Below are 23,582 nucleotides of genomic sequence, written 5' to 3'. Positions count from 1 at the left end.
AATTGCCCGCTGGAACTCAGGGTACGAGATTATACCTGAAATCTCAGTGTACGTCCTTCCAGTACTCCCGATTGAGCAGATAGGCGAAAACAAAGAAGATTGCCGTGAAGATCAACACAAAGATCCCCAGACGCTCCCGCTCCAGCTTCACCGGATCGCCCATATACGACAGGAAGTTGGTCAGGTCATACATTGCCCGATCAAATTCCGCTGCAGGCATGCTGCCCTCAATGGCATATTCGGGACAGACATCCGCGTTATTGACGTTGCCGCTGAGCGGATCAACGCTGGCATTGTGACCAATTTTCGGCTCAACTGCGCACAACCCCTGCAGATCCACCATAACGTGAGGCATACCAACGTTTTCAAAAACAACATTGTTCACGCCCAAGGGACGACTGTCATCCTTGTAAAAACCACGAAGGTAGGAGTATACCCAGCTCTCACCACGCAGACGGGATTCCAGCGTCAGATCGGGAGGCGGATTACCAAACCAGTCAGCGGACTGATCCTTGTTCATGGAGACCTTCATCAGCTCACCAATTTTTGCACCGGTGAAAATAAGGTTCTCTTCATAGAGATCTGCCGGGATCTCCAAATCATCGGAGACGCGCTTGTAACGGGCGAACTCCGCGGAGTGGCAGCCCATGCAGTAGTTGGTAAACAAGGCCGCGCCACGCTGCAGGGATGCCTTGTTACTATGGTCGGGCTCCATGGTATCCAAAGGCACGGAGCCCCCTGCTGCCAGGCCAAGGGCCGGCAGGATTGTGATGAAAAGACCAAAAATCAGCTTTCTCATTATCCTGTCACCCTCTCTGGAACTGGCTTGGTTCTCTCCATACGCGTATAGAACGGCATGAGAATAAAGTAGAGGAAGTAAAGCGTTGTCAGAATCTGAGCTGCCATAGTCCGACCCTCAGTCGCCGGGACAATGCCCAGGTAACCCAGAATTACAAAGCTCACCGCGAAGATTGCCAGAGCAATCTTGCTCAGCCAGCCCTTGTAACGCATGGAGCGTACCGGGCTTCGGTCAAGCCAGGGCAGGACAAACAGGATAGCAATGGCCGCGCCCATGACCACAACACCCCAGAACTTCGCATCCAGACCAAACAGGTCAACGGTGACGGCACGCAGCATTGCGTAGAACGGCGTGAAGTACCAGACCGGTGCAATGTGATCCGGCGTCTTCAGGGCGTTGGCAGGCTCAAAGTTCGGCTTTTCCAGGAACAGGCCGCCCATCTCCGGGAAGAAGAACACCACAATGAAGAAAATAAAGAAGAACACACCAACACCGAGCAGGTCGTGGACGGTGTAATACGGATGGAAAGGGATACCATCTTTGGGAATGCCATTCTCGTCCTTGTTTTTCTTGATATCGATGCCGTCAGGGTTGTTGGAGCCAACCTCATGAAGGGCAAGGATATGCAGGACAACAAGACCTAGAAGAACAATCGGCAGAGCAACTACATGAAGCGCAAAGAAGCGGTTCAGGGTAATTCCGGAGATCAGGTAGTCACCACGAATCCAGAGAGACAGGTCATCACCGATAACCGGAATAGCACCAAACAGGTTAACGATAACCTGGGCACCCCAGTAGGACATCTGGCCCCATGGCAGGAGGTAACCCATAAAGGCTTCAGCCATCAGCACCAGGTAGATCAGCATACCGAAGATCCAGATCAGTTCCCGCGGCTTCTGGTAGGAACCGTACATCAGACCACGGAACATGTGGAGATACACCACCACAAAGAAGGCCGAGGCGCCCGTGGAGTGCAGATAACGCAGCAACCAGCCCCACTCGACATCACGCATGATGTATTCCACCGACGCAAATGCGCCCTCGGCGGATGGGTTGTAGCTCATAGTCAACCAGATACCGGTAATCAGCTGATTAACCAGTACCAGCATGGCCAGTGAGCCAAAGAAGTACCACATGTTGAAGTTTTTTGGCGCGTAATACTTGCCAACGTGTTTATTCCAGGCGTCAACAATCGGAAGACGCTCATCAATCCAGGATACTAGCTTTTGCATTACGCTGTTCCCTCCGGATCAAGACCTACAGTCAGAGTGTTCTCATCATCGAAGCGATACGGAGGAATCTCCAGGTTCTGAGGTGCCGGCTGGTTTGCAAACACGCGACCGGCCAGATCATATCGGGAACCGTGACAGGCGCAGTAAAACCCACCCAGCCAGTTCTCACCAAGATCCGCCGGAGCTACTTCGGGGCGAAATTGCGGTGAGCATCCAAGGTGAGTACAGATCCCCACCAGAACCACATACTCTTCCTTTACGGCACGGTATATCCCGTCAACGTACTCAGGCTGGGCCGCGTCCTGAGATTCAGGATCTTTTACCCGATCATTCAACTTTTCGATGTTATCGAGCATTTCCGGTGTACGACGGATAACCCATACGGGCTTACCTCGCCATTCCACTGTCATTTGCTGCCCCGGTTCCAGTTTGCTGATATTAGCGGTAACCGGCGCACCAGCTGCTTCCGCCTTGGCACTGGGGTTCCAGGACGCCACGAAAGGAACTGCCGCACCGACGACGCCAACTCCACCTACCACCGACGTAGCACCGATCAGGAACCGGCGCCGGCCTTGGCTCACGTCGCCATTACTCATTATGGTTTTCTCCCATCAGGCGAGGTGCAGAGCGCCGCAATTCGGCGTCACCACACTTCATAAAGGACTTCACGACCCAAAATTATAAGCGCACAAATGGTAATGAAATTACCCTGGCCTTACAAGTCGGAAAGCCGCCATCAAGGGACCAACCCTGTCCCAAATCAATTTGGCGGCAGACCTCCAGACAATAAAAAAGCCCGGCCAAAGGACCGGGCTTTCTCGGCAGCGCTCCAGCGAAATTAACGCTTGGAGAACTGAGGACGCTTACGCGCCTTACGCAGACCCACTTTCTTACGCTCAACTTCACGCGCATCACGGGTAACGTAACCCGCCTGACGCAGCGCCGGACGCAGAGTCTCATCGTAATCCATCAGCGCTCGAGTGAGGCCGTGGCGAATTGCGCCTGCCTGACCACTGATACCACCACCCTTGACGGTGATGTTGATGTCGAAACGATCAGTAGACTCAGCAACAACCAGCGGCTGACGAACGATCATGCGCAGGGTCTCACGACCGAAGAAGTCTTCGATAGAGCGACCGTTAATAGAAATGTTACCGCTTCCCGGCTTGATGAAAACCCGAGCCGTGGATGTCTTGCGGCGACCAGTACCGTAATTTTGTGCTACAGACATATCCGCCTTCCGTTAAATGTCGAGTTCTTTGGGCTGCTGGGCTGCGTGAGGATGCTCAGCGCCGGCATAGATTTTCAGCTTCTTGAACATGGCACGGCCGAGCGGGCCACTCGGAAGCATGCCTTTGACAGACTTCTGAATGATTTGCTCAGGAGCCTTGTCGACCAGCTTCTCGAAGTTGATGGATTTGATTCCACCCGGAAAGCCAGTGTGGCTGTAGTACATCTTTGCAGATGCTTTTTTCCCGGTAACCCGGACCTGGCTCGCGTTAATAACAACGATGTAATCGCCAGTGTCTACATGAGGGGTGTACTCAGGCTTATGCTTGCCCCGCAGACGACGGGCGATTTCGGTTGACAGACGACCCAGCGTCTTGCCGGCTGCGTCTACAACGTACCAGTCACGTGTTACTGTTTCTGGTTTCGCACTCAGAGTCTTCATTGATTCCGCCTTGAACGCTATATAAGAAACGTTAAAAACCACCACCGGTAAATGCTTGGCATCCGGAGGGGTTCTGTACCTGTATTAGTTGGCAGTGACATCATTCGGGGCTGAGATGATGGCATCGCCTTGAAAAGCCAGGGCGCGAAGTATATCCGAACCATGCCGGAAAGCCAACCCCGAAGCACGGTGTTTCGTTATTCCCTTACGCCTGCCGGCCCCAGCCGTACAGTCCGGACACATTACTCAGCAACTGCTCGCTCAACTGTTCTGGCGACTCCGGACGCAACTCCGCAAGAGCGCCAAATATCGCTGGTAGCAGCTCGGGCGAATTCATCCCCTTTTGCACACCTTCGGGCGGCATGTCCGGCGCATCCGTTTCAAGCACCAATGCGTCCAGTGGCAGGCGGGACACGGTCTCCCGGGTCTTTTTCGCCCGTGGATGGGTAATGACGCCACCAATTCCGATACAGCACCCCAGATCCACCAGCTTGCGAGCTTGCTGGTAACTTCCGGAAAACCCATGCACCAATGCTTTACCGTGAAAGCCCCGGGTTTTAAGCACACTGTGGACCTCATCGTGTGTCCGTACCGAATGAATCACCAGCGGACGGTCCAATCGGGCTGCCAGGTCGACCTGCGCCTCGAACCAGGGAAGCTGTTGCGAAAGCTCGCCCCTAAGACGATCCAGCCCACACTCCCCAAGCCCTACGCAGCGACTGTCCTGGCGGGAGAGCCAATTTTCAAGAATCGCGAGATCATCTTGCCGGTGCTCCTGAACAAACCAGGGATGTATGCCAAGGCAATAAAACAGCCCCGGCAGGCTGGTCGCCGTAGTGATAACCCGCTGCCAATGCCGTCGAGAGACACCAGGTATCACCAGACGGAACACACCATGACGGCGAGCCTGGGCAAGTACTTCCTCTCGCCGGCCGTCAAATTCCGGAAAATCGAAGTGACAGTGGGCGTCTACCAGCTCCATAGCACCCCGCCTTTGATCAGTGTTCCCGGGTTTTGTGGAACTGAACGTCAGGATACCGCTCCTGGGCCAGTTGCAGGTTCACCATGGTCGGGGCGATATAAGCCAACTGGTCGCTGCCATCCAGTGCCAGATAATCATTGTTCTTGCGCTGGAACTCGTCCAGCTTGCGCTCGTCGCTGCAGGTCACCCACCGCGCGGTCGCCACGTTGATCGGTTCGTACAGCGCCTCCACCTTGTATTCACTCTTGAGGCGACTGACCACCACGTCAAACTGCAGAACACCGACCGCCCCAACGATCAGGTCGTTATTCTTCAGCGGCCGAAACACCTGCACTGCCCCTTCTTCGGACAACTGAATCAATCCTTTCTGCAATTGCTTGGATTTCAGTGGATCCTTCAGGCGAATGCGGCGGAACAACTCCGGAGCAAAGTTCGGAATACCGGTGAACTTCATGGCTTCGCCGGCAGTGAACGTATCACCCAATTGTATCGTGCCATGATTGTGCAGCCCGATGATATCTCCGGCGAAGGCCTCCTCCGCGTGCTCGCGATCACCTGCCATGAACGTCAGCGCATCGGAAAAACGCACTTCTTTGCCAATCCGGACATGACGGGCTTTCATACCCTGGCTGTAACGGCCCGACACGATACGGAGAAAGGCCACCCGATCACGGTGCTGGGGGTCCATGTTCGCCTGGATCTTGAAGACAAAGCCGGAAAACATATCTTCAGCGGGCTCAACCAGTCGCAGATCGGTTTCCCGTGGCTGAGGCGCCGGCGCCCACTCCACCAACCCGTCAAGCATGTGGTCTACGCCGAAGTTACCCAGGGCGGTCCCGAAAAAGACCGGGGTCAGCTCACCCTTGAGGAACGCGTCGTGATCAAACTCGTGGGAAGCCCCTTTGACCAGCTCGATTTCATCACGAAGGTCGGAAGCATAGGCACCCAGGACATCGTCCAACTCGGGATTGTCCAGACCGGAAATCACCCGACGTTCCTGAATGGTATGGCCCTGGCCTGACTGGTACAGAACGACTTCGTCTCGAAGCAGGTGGTACACCCCCTTGAAATTCTTGCCCATGCCAATGGGCCAAGTCACTGGGGAACAGGCGATCTTGAGGACATCCTCTACCTCGTCCATCAGCTCCACCGGATCCCTGGTATCCCGGTCCAGTTTGTTCATGAAGGTCAGGATCGGAGTATCCCGCAGGCGGGTAACTTCCATCAGCTTGATGGTCCGCTCCTCAACACCTTTGGCACTGTCGATTACCATCAGACAGGAATCGACGGCGGTCAGGGTCCGGTAGGTATCCTCGGAGAAGTCTTCGTGGCCCGGGGTGTCCAGCAGGTTCACCAAGCGGTCCTTGTAGGGAAACTGCATAACGGAGGTGGTCACCGAAATCCCCCGCTCTTTCTCCATCTCCATCCAGTCCGACTTCGCATGCTGCCCGGACTTTTTACCTTTAACGGTACCGGCTTTCTGGAGGGCCTGCCCGAACAACAGAACCTTTTCTGTAATGGTGGTCTTACCAGCGTCGGGATGCGAGATGATCGCAAATGTACGGCGCTTGGAAACTTCTTGTGAAAGGGTGGACATAATGGAGAGCAACCTGAATCAAATACACTGAAAAGGCCGCCATTATAGGGGGAATCAGGTCAAGACGCGAACAATGTAGCGGCGACCAGGTCGTGGATAGCCCCTAGGCGCTGGACAGGTTACGCGTCATCACGATAGCGTCTTCTTTCCCCTCCGGCGCAGGGTAATAGCCGGGACGTTCACCAATAATCCGGAATCCCTCCGACTGATAGAGATCGATAGCTGCCTGATTGGATACCCGGACCTCTAGAATACCCTGTTCCATCCCCTCATGAGCAGCACGCGCCAGCAGATGTCGCAGCAGTTGGCGCCCGGCCCCTTCCCTGCGGACGACTGGGGCAACACACAGATTCAGGAGATGGGCCTCGTCGTACAGATAGGCAACAATCGCGTAACCGCCAAGCACACCCCCGCAATCGTAGGCCCACAGCCTGTAATTTTCCCGGAAGCAGTCACGAAAAATCGACTCGCTCCAGGGATGGGAATACCCCTGCAACTCAATATCCATCACCGCTGGCAAATCATCGGGCACCATTGGCCGGATCACGCGATCATTCTGACGAACCTGATCGTACTGCAACCGGTTCACGCCCTGCCTCTGACCAACGGTTTAAGCCGCTCCCAAAGTGCGCGCTTGTATGAAGGGACAGCAGCCAACTCTGCCAGCGTGTACGGGAAGTCAACGGCGGGCTCTCCCAATGTGCTGCCGAGCCAGGCATCGCGATCTTCCGGTAGCTTGCCCTCCAGTACCCCGAGCAGGATGATCCGCCGGCCATCGCATTCGCCCACCAGGGATTTCAGAACCCGGGTAAAGTCAGTAAAGCTGTTGCCCGGCACCAGCGGATTGGCAAAGACCGGCCACCTCAGGCACTCCGCTTTTACCGGTTCCTCATATCCCAAGGCCTTGAGTATATTGTTGGCCAGTGAATCCTGTAGACGGGCGCTGGCATCTTCTGATACCTCTCCAAGCAACAGGACATCCCCGACTTTCCAGACCCCAAGTGCTACCCTCAAAGCAGTCTTTGAGACCGACTCCGGCACCAGTCCCTCTTGCGCATCATCGTCACCATCAGTTGACGCCGCGCCAGTCTCAGCCTCCGGCTTCGCCTCTGTCTCGGGTGCTGTCGAGGCATGGCTCCCGGAGGTGTTTTCACCCGCCATCATCGCCTGCAGACGAGCAAGGCGCTCAACCCCCTGCCCCGTCTCCGGTCCAGTGGGCTTGCGGGTGCCGGGCGCTTCCGCCCCCGCAGGGATACCGCGGGCCAACGGCTCAGCAAGTGTTGACTCGTCGGGTTCCTCGGGAAAGTCAAACTCCGGGCTTGGGGCCGCACCCGGTAACGGCTCCCGGGCATACCAGGCGCGAATACCGGCCATCCCGAGATAGAACTGTCTCTCTGCTTCCGAGTATCTCATTCAACCGCCCCGGTTATCACTGGCACATCAAACATCCGCAACCTGGGGATGCTGGCGAACACCACCTCGACTGATCAGGTTAAGGGCCTCAATATAGGCCTTGGCCGACGCAATGATAATATCGGTATCCGCTCCCACACCATTAACAATCCGTCCTCCACGCTCCAGACGAACGGTCACCTCGCCCTGGGCATCGGTACCACTGGTGATATTGTTAACGGAGTACAGCTGCAAATTACAGCCAGAGTCCACCAACGACTCGATGGCCTTGAAGGTGGCATCCACCGGCCCACTGCCTTCGGCTTCCACTTTGTGCTCCCTGCCATCCATCAGCAACGTCAGGCTGGCCCTGGGGACGACACCGGTTTCCGAACACACCTGCATACACACCAATCCGAACCGGCCCTCCTCTTCTTTCTGCCGGGTGTCACTGGCAATCGCCTGAAGATCCTCATCAAAGATCTCGTGTTTCAGGTCCGCCAGTGCCTTGAACCGGGTGAAGGCCTCGTTCAGCTCGGTTTCTGTCTCAAACTGGATGCCAAGCTCCAACAGGCGGGTGCGGAACGCATTACGCCCGGAATGTTTGCCCAGAACCAGACTGTTGGTATGCCAGCCCACGTCCTGGGCCCGCATGATCTCATAGGTTTCCCGATGCTTGAGCACACCATCCTGGTGAATGCCGGACTCATGGGCAAAGGCATTGGCGCCAACGATAGCCTTGTTGGGCTGCACCGGGAAACCGGTAATGGTTGAAACCAGCCGGGATGCGGGAACGATGTGCTGGGTGTCGATGCGGGTATCGATGGAGAACAGATCCTGACGCGTGCGCACCGCCATGACAATCTCTTCCAGTGACGCGTTCCCCGCCCGTTCACCGAGACCGTTGATCGTACATTCCACCTGCCGGGCACCCCGACACACGGCTGCCAGGGAGTTGGCCACCGCCAGGCCGAGATCGTTATGACAATGCACGGAAAAAACGGCTTTATCTGCGTTGGGAATGCGATTCAACAACTGGTGAATGGTCTCGCCGAATTGCTCCGGGATGGCGTAGCCAACGGTGTCGGGAATATTGATGGTGCGGGCACCGGCATCAATGGCCGCCTCAATAATCCGGCACAGGAAATCCAGCTCGGAACGACCGGCATCCTCGCAGGAGAATTCGACATCGTCCACATGGCCGCGGGCCCGCTTCACCGCCCGAACCGCCTGCTCTATGACCTCATCCGGCTGCATCTGCAGCTTGTGCTGCATGTGGATCGGAGAGGTGGCGATAAAGGTGTGAATACGGCCACTCTCCGCCGGCTGAATGGCTTCGGCTGCACGATCTATGTCGCCATCCGTTGCCCGCGCCAGACCGCACACGGTGGACCCCCGGATGGTTTCGGCGATCGACTTGACCGCTTCGAAGTCACCCTGGCTGGCAATGGGGAATCCCGCCTCAATCACATCGACACGCAGTTTCTCCAGGGCTTTGGCGATACGGAGTTTCTCCGCCTTGGTCATGGTGGCACCGGGGCTTTGCTCGCCATCCCTCAGGGTAGTATCAAAGATGACCAGGTGATCTTGGGCGGACATAAAAGGCTCTCCATCAGCAGGCAACGGATCATTGTCGTATGTGGAGAGAGTATATCACTGATTGCCGGCAACACCCTGAAGGAGACTATCCCCGGACCAGCAGAGCGGACAACAAAACCAGGTTCAGCAGTAATGAGAGACTCGCAATAAAACGCCAATCCCGCGTTGAAACCCGTTCCACCAGGGGGGCCCTGGAAGACGGTACCAGGGACGGGTTCGGGAACTCCAGGTCCCTCAGAAATTCCGATAACGCGGAATACCGGGCCTCCGGCTTTAAGGCCACCGCTTTCTGCAGGCAGGCATCCAGCCACACCGGTAAGTCAGGGTTGACCTCCCGGGCACTGCGGTACACCAGCTTACGACGATTGGAGGGTTTCGGGGGTTTGTCGTAGGGCAGGCGCCCGGTCAACAATTCATAGGCAATGACGCCCAGGGAGTAGCGATCAGAAGCGGCCGTGGCGAGTTCGCCCTCCAGGCACTCGGGAGCCGCGTAACTCTCGGTTCCCAGCTGCACATCGTGACCCCAGGGCACGTCAATCTGCTCTATACCACGAATCCGAACCGCGCCCAGATCAATGATCTTGAGGGTGCCCTGGCGGTCGATCACCAGGTTCTCCGGCTTCAGGTCCTGATGCACCATTTCCAGGCGATGCAGGGCACGCAACCCGGCCACTATCTGTCTGACCATGCCCCGCACCAGGGACGGTTCCGGCATGGGATTATCATTCATCCACTCCCGCAACGTCTGGCCATCGATAAACTCGGTAAGGCAGTAAAGGCACTGACGACTTTGAGGCGGATCCAGAAAACGCACCACATGGGGACTCTGAATACGTCTGGCCACCCAGGATTCGGTGAGGAAGCGGTCAATGTAAGCAGCGTCGTCAACAAAGTTCGGCGACGGCGTCTTCATGGCCACCAGATCCCCATCCTCCAGCGACTCCGCAAGATAGACCTGGGTTCGGCGGCTGGCATGGATCTCCCGCACGATCCGATAGCCATCGAGGCGCTGTCCCGGCTGCAGTGGCGGCGGGAATGGCAGGGCAATCAGACGCTCGTAATGAGCCTCGATGTCTTCCTCCGGCAACTTGTCCACCACCAGCACCTGGGCACTCAGGTTGTCCGGACTACCCTGCTCCAGGGCCGCGTCCACCAGCGCCCTGGCGGCTTCCTCGGGACAGACGTCGCGCACCTTTTCAGCCATGACACCGTCACTCAAATAGCCATGGACACCATCCGTGGTCAGTACCAGGCAGTCTCCCGGCTGCAGACTGACCCGATTCATATCTATTTCGACGTTGAGCTCAACGCCCATGGCACGTGACAAAGCGGTCTTGTCGGAGCCCAGCAGGACATGATGGTCGCGAGTCAGGCAATCCAGTCGCCCATCACGGAGCAGGTAGACGCGACTGTCTCCCACATGAAAAACATAGGCGCGATTATTCTTGATCACCACCAGGCTGCAGGTACACACCATGCCCCTGGCATCACCATGACTGCGATGCCCCTTGCCATGCAGCCAGCGATTGAGGGAGCCCAGCACCCGTCCAACCGATGTTTCCACCGACCAGGAGTCCGGCGTGCTGTAATAATCGTGCAGCACGCCCTTAACGCAAGCCTCCGCCGCCTCCCGCCCCGACTCGGACGCACTGACACCGTCGGCAATCACAGCCACAGCCCCTTTGAGAGCACGCGCTTCGCCCTCCGGGTAGCAGATACCCAGACTGTCCTCATTGGTCTCCTTGCGACCCGCTGAGCTGTGTTGACCGATTGTCAGGTGCAGTTGGGGGCTCATGTCACATCAATCATCCGCACGGAACCGTCCGGCATGACTTCACTGGTCTGCGGATTGGGCTCATCCATAAAGATCATCACCAGCGCCATGATCGCTACGGCAATACCGCCCAGCACCAGGAAGAACACCTTGGGTGTGACCATCGCCAACACTACCAAAAACACCACCCCACCGACGTTACCATAAGCACCGGCCATACCGGCCACTTGTCCGGTCAACCGACGCTTGACCAATGGAACGGAGGCATAGACCGCACCACAACCGCCTTGCACAAAAATCGAGCAGAACACAACCAGAGCCACAGCCAGAGGCAACGGCCAATGACTGTCGATTTGTGCCATCAACAGATACCCCAAGGCAATACCCGCCAACATCACCAGCGTGATGAACTTGCGACCGAAGCGATCCGCCAGGTATCCACCACCGGGACGACCAAACAGATTCATTAATGCAAAGCTGCCACCGAGCATGCCTGCCAGTAATGGCGAGATGTCAAAGGTGTCCAGGAAATACAGCGGCAACATCGAAACCACGGCAAGCTCAGAACCGAAACTGGCCATATAAACGAGGTTCAGCAGCGCCACTTGCTTGAAAGGATAGCGATCAAAAGCGGGCACCGCACGCTGGAATACATGACCGTTGATTTGCCAGATACGCACAACCTGAACCGTCAGCATCAGGAGAATAACGCCGTACAGCACGTAGGTTGTCGCCTCGCCCAACAGTCCAAGCTTGTGCGGTCCCAATTGCCAGACGATTAACCCCAAGGCCAGGAACAGCGGCAGATTCATCACCAGGTAGAGAACAAAATCTCCCCGGCTGGTTACTTCCATGGCGCCACCGCGTTTGGGCTTGAAATAGGTAGAGCCCTTGGGGGTGTCCCTGACCTGGTGGTAAAACACCGCCGCATAAAGAATGGCGATGACACCAGTCGTACCAATGGCCCAGCGCCAACCATCATCTCCACCGTACCAGAGTGCCAGCGCAGGCAAGGACAGCCCGGCAAATGCCGCACCAAAATTGCCCCAACCGCCATAGATACCTTCAGCCAACCCCAACTCCCGGGCCGGGAACCACTCACTGATCAAGCGAATACCAACGACGAAGCCCGCCCCCACAAAGCCAAGCAAGAACCGACTTAAAGCCAGCTGCTCAAAGGTGGTCGACAGAGCAAAGGCTATACACAGCACCCCGGAAATAACCAGCACCAGACTGTATACCCGGCGAGGACCAAGCCCATCTACTAACATACCAATCAGGATTCGGGCGGGTATGGTCAGCGCTACGTTAAGCAACAATAGTGTATTGACCTCCGCGGCGGTGAGACTGAACTGCTCGCGGATAGCAGACATCAGCGGCGCATGGTTAAACCACACCAGGAAGCTGATGAAAAAGGCCACCCAACTCAGGTGGAGGACTTTGGTTTTTCCGGCATAGGAAAGGAAGCGAAAAGCGGTATCCGTCATGGCTGATCCTGTCAAAACCTGGCAAATGATCCCACCGGGTTGAGCGAATCCCACAGATATCAACGGAGACAACTTACCTGAAACAGGAACAGACCTGGCCGACACCTGGGGAGTTCTAGCGACGGCGCCGTTGCCGATTGCCTGATGGGGAATTGTTCACCGGGATAACAGCAAGATATGTTCCAATGGACCTTTATCCTTAAATATCAATTAACTATGAAGGCCAGCCGAATTTGTAACAGATGACATCGCACTATTGAGAGGCGACGGAAGAACGTAGCGCACTGCTTTGTAGCAGCGACATGAACTTTCTTTCGGACAATAAAAAAACCCCAACATCGAGGATGCTGGGGTTTTTGGTATTAGGAGCCTGACGATGACCTACTCTCACATGGGCAACGCCACACTACCATCGGCGCAGGTCTGTTTCACTTCTGAGTTCGGGATGGGATCAGGTGGTTCCAGACCGCTATGGTCGTCAGGCAAAACGGTTGATCACTGGGGGACGAGAGAGAACATGTGATGTTGATTTCGTTGTTGCGTTATCCGCAATTGTCTTGGGTGTTATATAGTCAAGCCGCACGAGCAATTAGTATCGGTTAGCTCAACGCCTCGCAGCGCTTACACACCCGACCTATCAACGTCCTGGTCTTGAACGGCTCTTCAGGGACCTCGAGGGTCCAGGGAGATCTCATCTTGGAAGGGGCTTCCCGCTTAGATGCTTTCAGCGGTTATCCTGTCCGAACATAGCTACCGGGCAATGCGTCTGGCGACACAACCCGAACACCAGCGGTTCGTCCACTCCGGTCCTCTCGTACTAGGAGCAGCTTTCCTCAAATCTCCAACGTCCACGGCAGATAGGGACCGAACTGTCTCACGACGTTCTAAACCCAGCTCGCGTACCACTTTAAATGGCGAACAGCCATACCCTTGGGACCGGCTTCAGCCCCAGGATGTGATGAGCCGACATCGAGGTGCCAAACACCGCCGTCGATGTGAACTCTTGGGCGGTATCAGCCTGTTATCCCCGGAGTACCTTTTATCCGTTGAGCGATGGCCCTTCCATACAGAACCACCGGATCACTATGACCTGCTTTCGCACCTGCTCGACGTGTCTGTCTCGCAGTCAAGCGGGCTTGTGCCATTACACTAACCGCACGATGTCCGACCGTGCTTAGCCCACCTTTGTGCTCCTCCGTTACGCTTTGGGAGGAGACCGCCCCAGTCAAACTACCCACCACACAGTGTCCTCATCCCCGATCAGGGGACCAAGTTAGAACCTCAAACATGTCAGGCTGGTATTTCAAGGTTGGCTCCACGACGACTGGCGTCGCCGCTTCAAAGCCTCCCAGCTATCCTACACAAACATGCTCAAAGTTCACTGTGAAGCTATAGTAAAGGTTCACGGGGTCTTTCCGTCTAGCCGCGGATACACCGCATCTTCACGGCGATTTCAATTTCACTGAGTCTCGGGTAGAGACAGCGCCCCCATCGTTACGCCATTCGTGCAGGTCGGAACTTACCCGACAAGGAATTTCGCTACCTTAGGACCGTTATAGTTACGGCCGCCGTTTACCGGGGCTTCGATCAAGAGCTTCGCACGAATGCTAACCCCATCAATTAACCTTCCGGCACCGGGCAGGCGTCACACCGTATACGTCCACTTTCGTGTTAGCACAGTGCTGTGTTTTTAATAAACAGTCGCAGGGGCCTGGTATCTTCGACCGGCTTCCGCTCCACCCGCAGGGGCTTCACGTACACACCGGCGTGCCTTCTCCCGAAGTTACGGCACCATTTTGCCTAGTTCCTTTACCCGAGTTCTCTCAAGCGCCTTGGTATTCTCTACCTGACCACCTGTGTCGGTTTGGGGTACGGTCTCGAATCACCTGAAGCTTAGAAGATTTTCCTGGAAGCAGGGCATCAATGACTTCCCGCCCAATGGGCAGTCGTCGTCGCGTCTCAGGATTGAGGACCCGGATTTGCCTAAGTCCTCTCCCTACTCGCTTAAACCGGGACAACCGTCGCCCGGCTCACCTAGCCTTCTCCGTCTCTCCATCGCAGTGATCCAAGGTACGGGAATATTAACCCGTTTCCCATCGACTACACCTTTCGGTCTCGCCTTAGGGGCCGACTCACCCTGCGCCGATTAGCGTTGCGCAGGAACCCTTGGTCTTCCGGCGTGGGGGTTTTTCACCCCCATTGTCGTTACTCATGTCAGCATTCGCACTTCTGATACCTCCAGCATGCTTCTCAACACACCTTCGCAGGCTTACAGAACGCTCCCCTACCCCGCATACAAAGTATGCAGCCGCAGCTTCGGTGACCAGTTTGAGCCCCGTTACATCTTCCGCGCAGGCCGACTCGACTAGTGAGCTATTACGCTTTCTTTAAAGGATGGCTGCTTCTAAGCCAACCTCCTAGCTGTCTGAGCCTTCCCACATCGTTTCCCACTTAACTGGTACTTGGGGACCTTAGCTGGCGGTCTGGGTTGTTTCCCTCTTCACGACGGACGTTAGCACCCGCCGTGTGTCTCCCGGATAGTACTCACAGGTATTCGGAGTTTGCATCGGGTTGGTAAGTCGGGATGACCCCCTAGCCGAAACAGTGCTCTACCCCCTGTGGTATTCGTCCGAGGCGCTACCTAAATAGCTTTCGGGGAGAACCAGCTATCTCCGGGCTTGATTAGCCTTTCACTCCGATCCACAAGTCATCCCCTGGCTTTTCAACGACAGTGGGTTCGGTCCTCCAGTTGATGTTACTCAACCTTCAACCTGCTCATGGATAGATCGCCCGGTTTCGGGTCTATGCCCAGCGACTAAATCGCCCTATTCAGACTCGGTTTCCCTACGGCTCCCCTATACGGTTAACCTCGCCACTGAACATAAGTCGCTGACCCATTATACAAAAGGTACGCCGTCACGGAACAAGTCCGCTCCGACTGCTTGTACGCATACGGTTTCAGGATCTATTTCACTCCCCTCACAGGGGTTCTTTTCGCCTTTCCCTCACGGTACTGGTTCACTATCGGTCAGTCAGGAGTATTTAGCCTTGGAGGATGGTCCCCCCATGTTCAGACAGGATATCACGTGTCCCGTCCTACTCGATTTCACTGGACTCAGGTTTCGGATACGGGGCTATCACCCACTATGGCGGCACTTTCCAGAGCCTTCTCCTACCAGTTGTCCAGCTTAAGGGCTGGTCCCCGTTCGCTCGCCGCTACTGAGGGAATCTCGGTTGATTTCTTTTCCTTCGGGTACTTAGATGTTTCAGTTCCCCGAGTTCGCCCCTTACACCTATGGATTCAGTGCAAGGTACCGACCCGAAAGTCGGTGGGTTTCCCCATTCAGAGATGTCCGGATCACAGCTCGTTTGCCAGCTCCCCGAACCTTATCGCAGGCTTCCACGTCTTTCATCGCCTCTGACTGCCAAGGCATCCACCGTATGCGCTTAGTTGCTTGACTATATAACCCCAAGACAACTGATCACGAATCCACACCCTTCACCAGGTAACCCTGATGCGGACGCTTATTCGAGACAGCCGACTGAAGTCATACAACAACCACTTCAACGACAACACCGGATAACGCTTGAAATCGCTATCACATTGAACATTGTTCCTCGGAGATAATGAGAAACAATATTCGTGTTCTATCTCGTCCAATTTGTTAAAGAGCAAATCTGACCCAGTGATCAGAAAGAAGAACTTCGCTTAACAACCTCTGTCATTAAAACGAAACGCTTGTTTCTGCACACTGCTAACCGGAGTTAGTCAGTAATATGGTGGAGCTATGCGGGATCGAACCGCAGACCTCCTGCGTGCAAGGCAGGCGCTCTCCCAGCTGAGCTATAGCCCCGTCTGCTTGTCCAGCTTTCGTCACTCGTCGTTGCAGCATTCGTTCGCTTCAGTCATGACCCATCGAGGGTCACTCCTTCTCTCACTCACGCTGCGCCTAGATTGACAAAACCTGTCCGGCGCATCCGCGTCCGTCACCACCTTTGCGGTTTACCCACTCGGCGCACCTCTTTACAGCGAGGCATGCTCCGAAAATTGGGTTAGCCTAGGCATCGAAAGGTGTAGCGTGCGACCAGCACGTGAGCCTTTCGATAACGACGGATAACGCAATTTTGGTGGGTCTGGGTGGACTTGAACCACCGACCTCACCCTTATCAGGGGTGCGCTCTAACCACCTGAGCTACAGACCCAAAGGTACGGGCCTGCAAGACCCTTTTGCTCTCTTTATTAGCCAACCAAGTAATTCGTGTGGACTCTGACCGAAGCGTTCGGCTTCGTTTAAGGAGGTGATCCAGCCGCAGGTTCCCCTACGGCTACCTTGTTACGACTTCACCCCAGTCATGAACCACACCGTGGTGATCGTCCTCCCGAAGGTTAGACTAACCACTTCTGGTGCAATCCACTCCCATGGTGTGACGGGCGGTGTGTACAAGGCCCGGGAACGTATTCACCGTGACATTCTGATTCACGATTACTAGCGATTCCGACTTCACGGAGTCGAGTTGCAGACTCCGATCCGGACTACGACGCGTTTTGTGAGATTGGCTCCCCCTCGCGGGTTTGCAGCCCTCTGTGCGCGCCATTGTAGCACGTGTGTAGCCCTGGCCGTAAGGGCCATGATGACCTGACGTCATCCCCACCTTCCTCCGGTTTGTCACCGGCAGTCTCCCTAGAGTTCTCAGCCGAACTGCTAGCAACTAGGGATAGGGGTTGCGCTCGTTACGGGACTTAACCCAACATCTCACGACACGAGCTGACGACGGCCATGCAGCACCTGTGTCAGAGTTCCCGAAGGCACCAATCCATCTCTGGAAAGTTCTCTGCATGTCAAGGCCAGGTAAGGTTCTTCGCGTTGCGTCGAATTAAACCACATGCTCCACCGCTTGTGCGGGCCCCCGTCAATTCATTTGAGTTTTAACCTTGCGGCCGTACTCCCCAGGCGGTCAACTTAGTGCGTTAGCTGCGCCACTAAGACTTCAAGAGTCCCAACGGCTAGTTGACATCGTTTACGGCGTGGACTACCAGGGTATCTAATCCTGTTTGCTCCCCACGCTTTCGCACCTCAGTGTCAGTGTTGGTCCAGGTAGCCGCCTTCGCCACTGGTGTTCCTTCCTATATCTACGCATTTCACCGCTACACAGGAAATTCCACTACCCTCTACCACACTCTAGCCTGACAGTTCGAAATGCCGTTCCCAGGTTAAGCCCGGGGCTTTCACATCTCGCTTATCAAACCACCTACGCGCGCTTTACGCCCAGTAATTCCGATTAACGCTTGCACCCTCCGTATTACCGCGGCTGCTGGCACGGAGTTAGCCGGTGCTTCTTCTGTGAGTAACGTCAATCTGCAAGGGTATTAACCTTACAGCCTTCCTCCTCACTGAAAGTGCTTTACAACCCGAAAGCCTTCTTCACACACGCGGCATGGCTGGATCAGGGTTGCCCCCATTGTCCAATATTCCCCACTGCTGCCTCCCGTAGGAGTTCGGGCCGTGTCTCAGTCCCGATGTGGCTGATCATCCTCTCAGACCAGCTACGGATCGTCGCCTTGGTAGGCCTTTACCCCACCAACTAGCTAATCCGACTTAGGCACATCCAATAGCGCAAGGTCCGAAGAGCCCCTGCTTTCCCCCGAAGGGCGTACGCGGTATTAATCCGGGTTTCCCCGGGCTATCCCCCACTACTGGGCAGTTTCCTAAGCATTACTCACCCGTCCGCCGCTCGTCAGCGGGGAGCAAGCTCCCCCTGTTACCGCTCGACTTGCATGTGTTAAGCCTGCCGCCAGCGTTCAATCTGAGCCATGATCAAACTCTTCAGTTTAAATCATACAAGAATCCGAAGATTCTCTATTCTTGCTCAAGACAAAACTCAATTTCGACGAGTCACTGTCCTGATATTTCGTATCCGAAATACCTCGGCCAGCGCCCACACGAATTACTTGGTTAACTTTTTAAAGAGCGTTGAGCGTCTGCTCAATCAAGGTGGCGTATTCTACATCGCTTCGCCGCCTTGTCAACCGTTTATTTTTCGCTGCTTCCCGTCTCCGGAAACCGCCGAAAAACTCACCGGCTTACTGCTTGTTTCGAGGGGCGCATTCTACAGTGAACCGCCACCTTGTCAACCGCTTTCTGAAGAAATTTGAAACTCGTTTTCTTCAACACTTTCAAACAGTTGCCTTTCGATTCCGGAGCCGCCTCAGTGGCTTGCCCCTCGAAAGAGATGCGCATTCTACAGACCTGCGCGAAGGTGTCAACGAGCTTTTGAAACTATTTCAAAAGTATTTCGGTTTCCCCCTACCAAGCCGCTCAGAATACGCACAGATTGATCATAAATCCAACACCACTCCCCCTTCAACCGGCACCTGAAAACATACTGGAGGACGGATAACCTTTAAGGTTGACCAGGGAATGCAACGAAAATTCCCGGCCCTCTTATTCGGGCCGGAAGATACCCACTCGGTCAGGCGGCACTGCCTGGTTTGCGACGAGCTTTGCGCGTCAGCGCCAGAAAAGGACCGGATAACCCGTAAATCAGGAATCCGGTGAAAAGCACGGAGGCCGGGTCCAGAGCGACTACTACGAAGATCAGTACCACCAGCAATATTGCCGCGAAAGGCACCCTGCCGCGAAGATCCAGATCCTTGAAACTACGATAAAGAATATTGCTGACCATCAGCACGCCACTGCCACCCACTACGACGATGGTCATAAACGTCAGCCAAGTAGCAGGATCCACATTATGGAAACACCACACCATTCCAGCCACACACGCCGCGGCAGCCGGACTCGGCAAGCCCACAAAGAACTTCTTGTCCACGGAACCAATCTGGGTATTGAATCGAGCCAGACGCAATGCCGCCCCGGCCACGTAGATAAAGGTAATCGCCCAACCTACCTGCCCCAGCTCATTGAGCGACCAGAAGAAGGCGACAAGCCCCGGAGCCACACCAAACGCCACCATGTCAGCCAGACTGTCGTACTCCTCGCCAAACTTGCTTTGGGTGTGGGTCATTCTGGCAACCCGGCCGTCAAGCCCGTCCAGTATCATGGAGACGAACACCGCAATGGCGGCGTTGTCGAACATGCCATTGGCGGCGGACACAATTGCATAGAAGCCCGAGAATAATGACGCGGTCGTCAGCGCATTCGGCAACAGATAAATGCCTTTACGCCTCACCGGCGAGCCCTCCACAAGCTCTTCCTCTACCACCTCACCTGGTTCGAACTCCCCTGCAGCAGAGGCTTTGGACGGCTTGTCGGTGTTTTCGGTTTCTTTCGATTCCGGGATTTTTCTTTCTTTAGTCATTCCTCTCACTCCGGAAAGCATTTGTGCGGAGTATATACGAAAAACGCGGCCACCCGGGCCGCGTTTTCAGAACTTACCGGAAATCCGACTCAGTTCTTGTCCTTGTCCACGATCTTGTTCGCGGAGATCCACGGCATCATGCCTCGCAGTTGCTCACCCACGGTTTCAATCTCGTGAGCCGCATTCTGGCGACGACGCGCAGTCATGGACGGATAGTTCAGAGCCCCTTCGGAGATAAACATCTTCGCGTACTCACCACTCTGGATACGCTTCAGTGCGTTGCGCATAGCTTCACGGGACTGCTCGTTGATGATCTCCGGCCCGGTCACGTACTCACCGTACTCCGCGTTGTTGGAGATGGAGTAGTTCATGTTGGCAATGCCGCCTTCGTACATCAGGTCAACAATCAGTTTGAGTTCATGCAGACACTCGAAGTAGGCCATCTCCGGAGCATAACCGGCTTCGGTCAGGGTTTCGAAACCTGCCTTGACCAGCTCAACCGCACCACCACACAGAACGGCCTGCTCACCGAACAGATCGGTTTCAGTCTCGTCCTTGAAAGTGGTTTCGATGATACCGGTACGACCGCCGCCGATACCGCTGGCATAGGACAAAGCCAGGTTCTTGGCGTTGCCGGAGGCGTCCTGGAAAATCGCAATCAGGTCAGGGATACCACCGCCACGGGTAAACTCGGTGCGAACGGTGTGGCCCGGCGCCTTCGGCGCAACCATGATGACATCCAGATCCTTGCGCGGAACGATCTGATTGTAGTGAATGGCGAAACCGTGAGCGAAGGCCAGGGTCGCACCCTGCTTCAGGTTCGGTTCGATTTCAGTAGCGTACAGCTGCGACTGGAACTCGTCGGGAGTCAGCACCATCACCACGTCAGCGGCTGCAACGGCAGACGGTACATCGCTGGTCTTCAGGCCGTAGGCTTCGGCCTTGGCGATGGAAGAAGAGCCTGGGCGCAGACCCACGGTGACATCAACGCCGGACTCTTTAAGGTTGCACGCGTGGGCGTGACCCTGGGAACCGAAACCGATGATGGCCACTTTCTTGCCCTGGATGAGAGAAAGATCGCAATCCTTATCGTAATAAACCTGCATGGGATAACCTCTGTATTGTAACGACCCCGTTACCGGGGCCATGATTTAAAAAGGAATAGGGCGTCGGTCAGAGACTCAACACCTTTTCGCCGCGAGCGATACCGGACACCCCGGTACGAACAACCTCAAGCACGCCTGACGTACCAACCGCCTGAATGAAGCCATCCAGCTTGTCGCTGTCACCCGCCAGTTGAACCGTGTAAACCGAGCTGGTCACATCAACAATCTGACCACGAAAAATATCAACGGTGCGCTTGATCTCTGCACGCTGAGATCCCGTGGCCTTGAGCTTGACCAGCATCAACTCACGCTCAATATGAGAACCTTCGGTCAGGTCCACCAGCTTCACCACCTCGATCAGCTTGTTCAACTGCTTGGTGATCTGCTCGATGACCTTGTCCGACCCTGTGGTGGTGACAGTCAGGCGAGACAGGGTCTCGTCTTCAGTCGGGGCCACCGTCAGAGTTTCAATGTTGTAGTTACGCTGGGAAAACAGCCCCACAACACGCGACAGAGCACCCGGTTCGTTCTCAAGCAAAACAGAAATGATTCGACGCATGATCACACCCTCTCCGTCTTGCTGAGCCACATGTCTTTCATGGAACCACGGGCCACCTGCATCGGATACACGTGTTCAAACCGGTCGACGTAGATATCCACGAATACCAGCTTGTCCTTCATGGCCAATACTTCCTTGAGCTTGGATTCCAGGTCCTCCTTGCGGTCGATCCGGACTCCCACGTGGCCATAGGCCTCCGCCAGCTTGATAAAGTCCGGCAGGGATTCCATGTAGGACTGGGAATGACGGGACTCGTAATTCATGTCCTGCCACTGTTTGACCATGCCCAGAGCCTGGTTGTTGAGGTTGATGATCTTCACCGGCAGGTTGTACTGATTACAGGTGGACAGCTCCTGGATATTCATCTGGATACTGCCTTCACCGGTAATACAGAGTACTTCGTCGTCCGGGTGGGTCAGTTTCACCCCCATGGCAGCCGGCAGGCCGAAGCCCATGGTGCCGAGGCCACCGGAGTTGATCCAGCGGTTGGGCTTGTCAAATTTGTAGTACTGGGCCGCGAACATCTGGTGCTGCCCTACATCAGAGGTGACGAAAGCTTCACCCTTGGTCAGCCGGCACAACGCTTCAATCACTTCCTGCGGTTTGATCACATCCGGACTGGTTTCATAACGCATGCCGTGGAAAGCGCGCCACTCGTCAATCTGCTTCCACCAGGACGCAATGGCATCCGCGTCGGGCTTGTCCTTGCTTTCCTTGACCAGGGTGATCATCTCCTTGAGCACCGCATCAACCGGTCCCACAATGGGCACGTCCGCGTCAATGGTCTTGGAAATCGACGCCGGATCAATGTCGATGTGAACAATGCGGGCCCCCGGACAGAACTTCTCGGTGGCATTGGTTACCCGGTCATCGAAGCGCGCGCCCACACAGAGAATCAGATCCGAGTGGTGCATGGCCATATTGGACTCATAGGTACCGTGCATACCCAGCCAGCCCAGGTGCTGTTTGTCAGAGGCCGGATAGCAACCAATCCCCATCAGCGTGTTGGTGATAGGATAACCCAGCATGCGCACCAGTTCGGTCAACTGACCAGAGGCCTTGCCGAGAATAACGCCACCGCCTGCATAGATGATCGGGCGCTTGGCCGCCATCAGCATATCCACAGCCTTCTTGATCTGGCCGGCGTGGCCACGGATCGCGGGGTTGTAGGAACGCAGCTTGATCTTTTTCGGAAAGACGTATTCGTAGCGCTCGTTCGGTGTGGTCATATCCTTGGGGATATCCACCACTACCGGACCGGGGCGACCGGTCGAGGCGATGTAATAGGCCTTGCGAATCACCTCGGGGATTTCCTCGGGGTGACGTACGCTCAGGTTGTGTTTTACCACAGGGCGGGAGACACCGATCATATCGGTTTCCTGGAATGCATCCTCACCAATCAGGGTGGATGCAACCTGACCGCACAGAACCACCATGGGGATGGAATCCATGAACGCAGTGGCAATGCCGGTAATAGTGTTGGTGGCTCCAGGACCCGAGGTCACCAGTACGGTACCTGGTTTTCCGGTTGCGCGAGCATAACCATCGGCCATATGGACCGCGGCCTGTTCGTGCCGTACCAGAATATGCTTGACTTTGTCCTGCCTGAACAGCGCATCATAAATATGAAGGGCTGCACCACCCGGATAGCCGTATATGTACTCGATACCTTCATCTTGAAGGGACCGGATCAGCATATCGGCGCCAGACAATAACTCCACGATTTTCTACCCTCTTCTACGAGTGAATGAGCCGGGAAAGCTCCCGGTTGCCTGGATACCCGGCCTGCCTGCTTCTTGTGAAAGCGGCACCGGCTGCTCCTCCACACTACCTTTAAGAGGTTGTCTCCTGGCCAGCCGCCCTCCTGAGGGTTGCGGAGAACGGCCAATCGACGGGTTGCAAATAAGCAACAACCATCCCGCGACCTGTGCGCGGCGCGTTCAGTGTGGTGATTAACGGGGGATACTCGCTCGGGATTGCCTGCCGTATTGACCCCTGTCTTCAGGCAATCGGTAATTTTGACAGCGGGAAACTCCCTGTCAATAGCAGTGTACGGATTCTCTGCC

At 55.5% G+C, this 23,582-nt stretch carries 16 protein-coding genes, 2 tRNA genes and 3 rRNA genes; all 21 read right to left on the bottom strand.

Going from position 1 to position 23,582, the window contains the following annotated elements:
• Window positions 1-43: 43 nt before the first annotated feature.
• Complete coding sequence (locus tag EHN06_RS04815; RefSeq protein ID WP_127330656.1) at window positions 44-799, bottom strand: cytochrome c1; 756 nt, start codon at window positions 797-799, stop codon at window positions 44-46.
• Window positions 799-2,031 carry a cytochrome b gene (locus EHN06_RS04810; protein WP_127330654.1) on the bottom strand — a complete coding sequence of 411 codons (1,233 nt, stop codon included), beginning with the start codon at window positions 2,029-2,031 and terminating at the stop codon, window positions 799-801. Before EHN06_RS04810 ends, EHN06_RS04815 begins: the two co-directional genes overlap by 1 nt.
• Window positions 2,031-2,627 (bottom strand): ubiquinol-cytochrome c reductase iron-sulfur subunit, encoded by a 597-nt coding sequence (petA, locus tag EHN06_RS04805; RefSeq protein ID WP_127330652.1) that lies wholly within the window; start codon window positions 2,625-2,627, stop codon window positions 2,031-2,033. The genes EHN06_RS04810 and petA overlap by 1 nt, the downstream gene beginning before the upstream one ends.
• A gap of 242 nt (window positions 2,628-2,869) precedes the next feature.
• On the bottom strand, window positions 2,870-3,262 hold the full coding sequence (gene rpsI, locus EHN06_RS04800) for a 30S ribosomal protein S9 (protein WP_012139002.1): 393 nt from the start codon (window positions 3,260-3,262) through the stop codon (window positions 2,870-2,872).
• Between the two features lie 12 nt (window positions 3,263-3,274).
• The gene (rplM, locus tag EHN06_RS04795) at window positions 3,275-3,703 is read right to left on the bottom strand and encodes a 50S ribosomal protein L13 (RefSeq protein ID WP_012139003.1); all 429 of its coding nucleotides are present in this window, start codon (window positions 3,701-3,703) and stop codon (window positions 3,275-3,277) included.
• A 205-nt stretch (window positions 3,704-3,908) separates the two neighbouring features.
• Window positions 3,909-4,685: a TatD family hydrolase gene (locus EHN06_RS04790; protein ID WP_127330650.1), complete on the bottom strand. Its 777-nt coding sequence runs from the start codon at window positions 4,683-4,685 to the stop codon at window positions 3,909-3,911.
• A 16-nt stretch (window positions 4,686-4,701) separates the two neighbouring features.
• Window positions 4,702-6,282 (bottom strand): peptide chain release factor 3, encoded by a 1,581-nt coding sequence (gene prfC, locus EHN06_RS04785; protein ID WP_127330648.1) that lies wholly within the window; start codon window positions 6,280-6,282, stop codon window positions 4,702-4,704.
• A gap of 103 nt (window positions 6,283-6,385) precedes the next feature.
• On the bottom strand, window positions 6,386-6,871 hold the full coding sequence (rimI, locus tag EHN06_RS04780; RefSeq protein WP_416332540.1) for a ribosomal protein S18-alanine N-acetyltransferase: 486 nt from the start codon (window positions 6,869-6,871) through the stop codon (window positions 6,386-6,388).
• The gene (locus tag EHN06_RS04775) at window positions 6,868-7,695 is read right to left on the bottom strand and encodes a 2-isopropylmalate synthase (protein WP_127330646.1); all 828 of its coding nucleotides are present in this window, start codon (window positions 7,693-7,695) and stop codon (window positions 6,868-6,870) included. The genes rimI and EHN06_RS04775 overlap by 4 nt, the downstream gene beginning before the upstream one ends.
• Window positions 7,696-7,722: 27 nt before the next feature.
• Complete coding sequence (locus tag EHN06_RS04770) at window positions 7,723-9,273, bottom strand: 2-isopropylmalate synthase (protein ID WP_127330644.1); 1,551 nt, start codon at window positions 9,271-9,273, stop codon at window positions 7,723-7,725.
• An 85-nt stretch (window positions 9,274-9,358) separates the two neighbouring features.
• Window positions 9,359-11,068 carry a bifunctional protein-serine/threonine kinase/phosphatase gene (locus EHN06_RS04765; RefSeq protein ID WP_127330642.1) on the bottom strand — a complete coding sequence of 570 codons (1,710 nt, stop codon included), beginning with the start codon at window positions 11,066-11,068 and terminating at the stop codon, window positions 9,359-9,361.
• On the bottom strand, window positions 11,065-12,534 hold the full coding sequence (locus EHN06_RS04760) for an MFS transporter (protein ID WP_127330640.1): 1,470 nt from the start codon (window positions 12,532-12,534) through the stop codon (window positions 11,065-11,067). The genes EHN06_RS04765 and EHN06_RS04760 overlap by 4 nt, the downstream gene beginning before the upstream one ends.
• Before the next feature lie 368 nt (window positions 12,535-12,902).
• Window positions 12,903-13,017 (bottom strand): 5S ribosomal RNA (gene rrf / locus EHN06_RS04755).
• Window positions 13,018-13,102: 85 nt separating this feature from the next.
• Window positions 13,103-15,995: ribosomal RNA gene (locus tag EHN06_RS04750) — 23S ribosomal RNA — on the bottom strand.
• 317 nt (window positions 15,996-16,312) lie between these two features.
• Window positions 16,313-16,388 (bottom strand) — tRNA-Ala (locus EHN06_RS04745).
• Between the two features lie 272 nt (window positions 16,389-16,660).
• Window positions 16,661-16,737: transfer RNA gene (locus EHN06_RS04740), tRNA-Ile, on the bottom strand.
• A gap of 89 nt (window positions 16,738-16,826) precedes the next feature.
• Window positions 16,827-18,366, bottom strand: a 16S ribosomal RNA gene (locus EHN06_RS04735).
• The 16S, 23S and 5S rRNA genes sit together here with 2 tRNA genes alongside, the layout of an rRNA operon.
• A gap of 639 nt (window positions 18,367-19,005) precedes the next feature.
• A complete protein-coding gene (pssA, locus tag EHN06_RS04730; RefSeq protein WP_127330638.1) occupies window positions 19,006-19,851 on the bottom strand; it encodes a CDP-diacylglycerol--serine O-phosphatidyltransferase in 846 nt (281 codons plus the stop codon).
• Between the two features lie 89 nt (window positions 19,852-19,940).
• The gene (ilvC, locus tag EHN06_RS04725; protein WP_127330636.1) at window positions 19,941-20,957 is read right to left on the bottom strand and encodes a ketol-acid reductoisomerase; all 1,017 of its coding nucleotides are present in this window, start codon (window positions 20,955-20,957) and stop codon (window positions 19,941-19,943) included.
• A gap of 67 nt (window positions 20,958-21,024) precedes the next feature.
• Window positions 21,025-21,516, bottom strand: a complete 492-nt coding sequence (gene ilvN, locus EHN06_RS04720) for an acetolactate synthase small subunit (RefSeq protein WP_127330634.1) — start codon at window positions 21,514-21,516, stop codon at window positions 21,025-21,027.
• Window positions 21,517-21,518: 2 nt separating this feature from the next.
• Entirely contained in the window at window positions 21,519-23,237 is a 1,719-nt protein-coding gene (locus EHN06_RS04715; RefSeq protein WP_127330632.1) for an acetolactate synthase 3 large subunit, read from the bottom strand.
• Window positions 23,238-23,582 lie beyond the last annotated feature (345 nt).

This window comes from Marinobacter sp. NP-4(2019) (assembly GCF_003994855.1).
Taxonomy (GTDB): domain Bacteria; phylum Pseudomonadota; class Gammaproteobacteria; order Pseudomonadales; family Oleiphilaceae; genus Marinobacter.
This window is presented reverse-complemented; position numbering and strand designations above follow the sequence as displayed.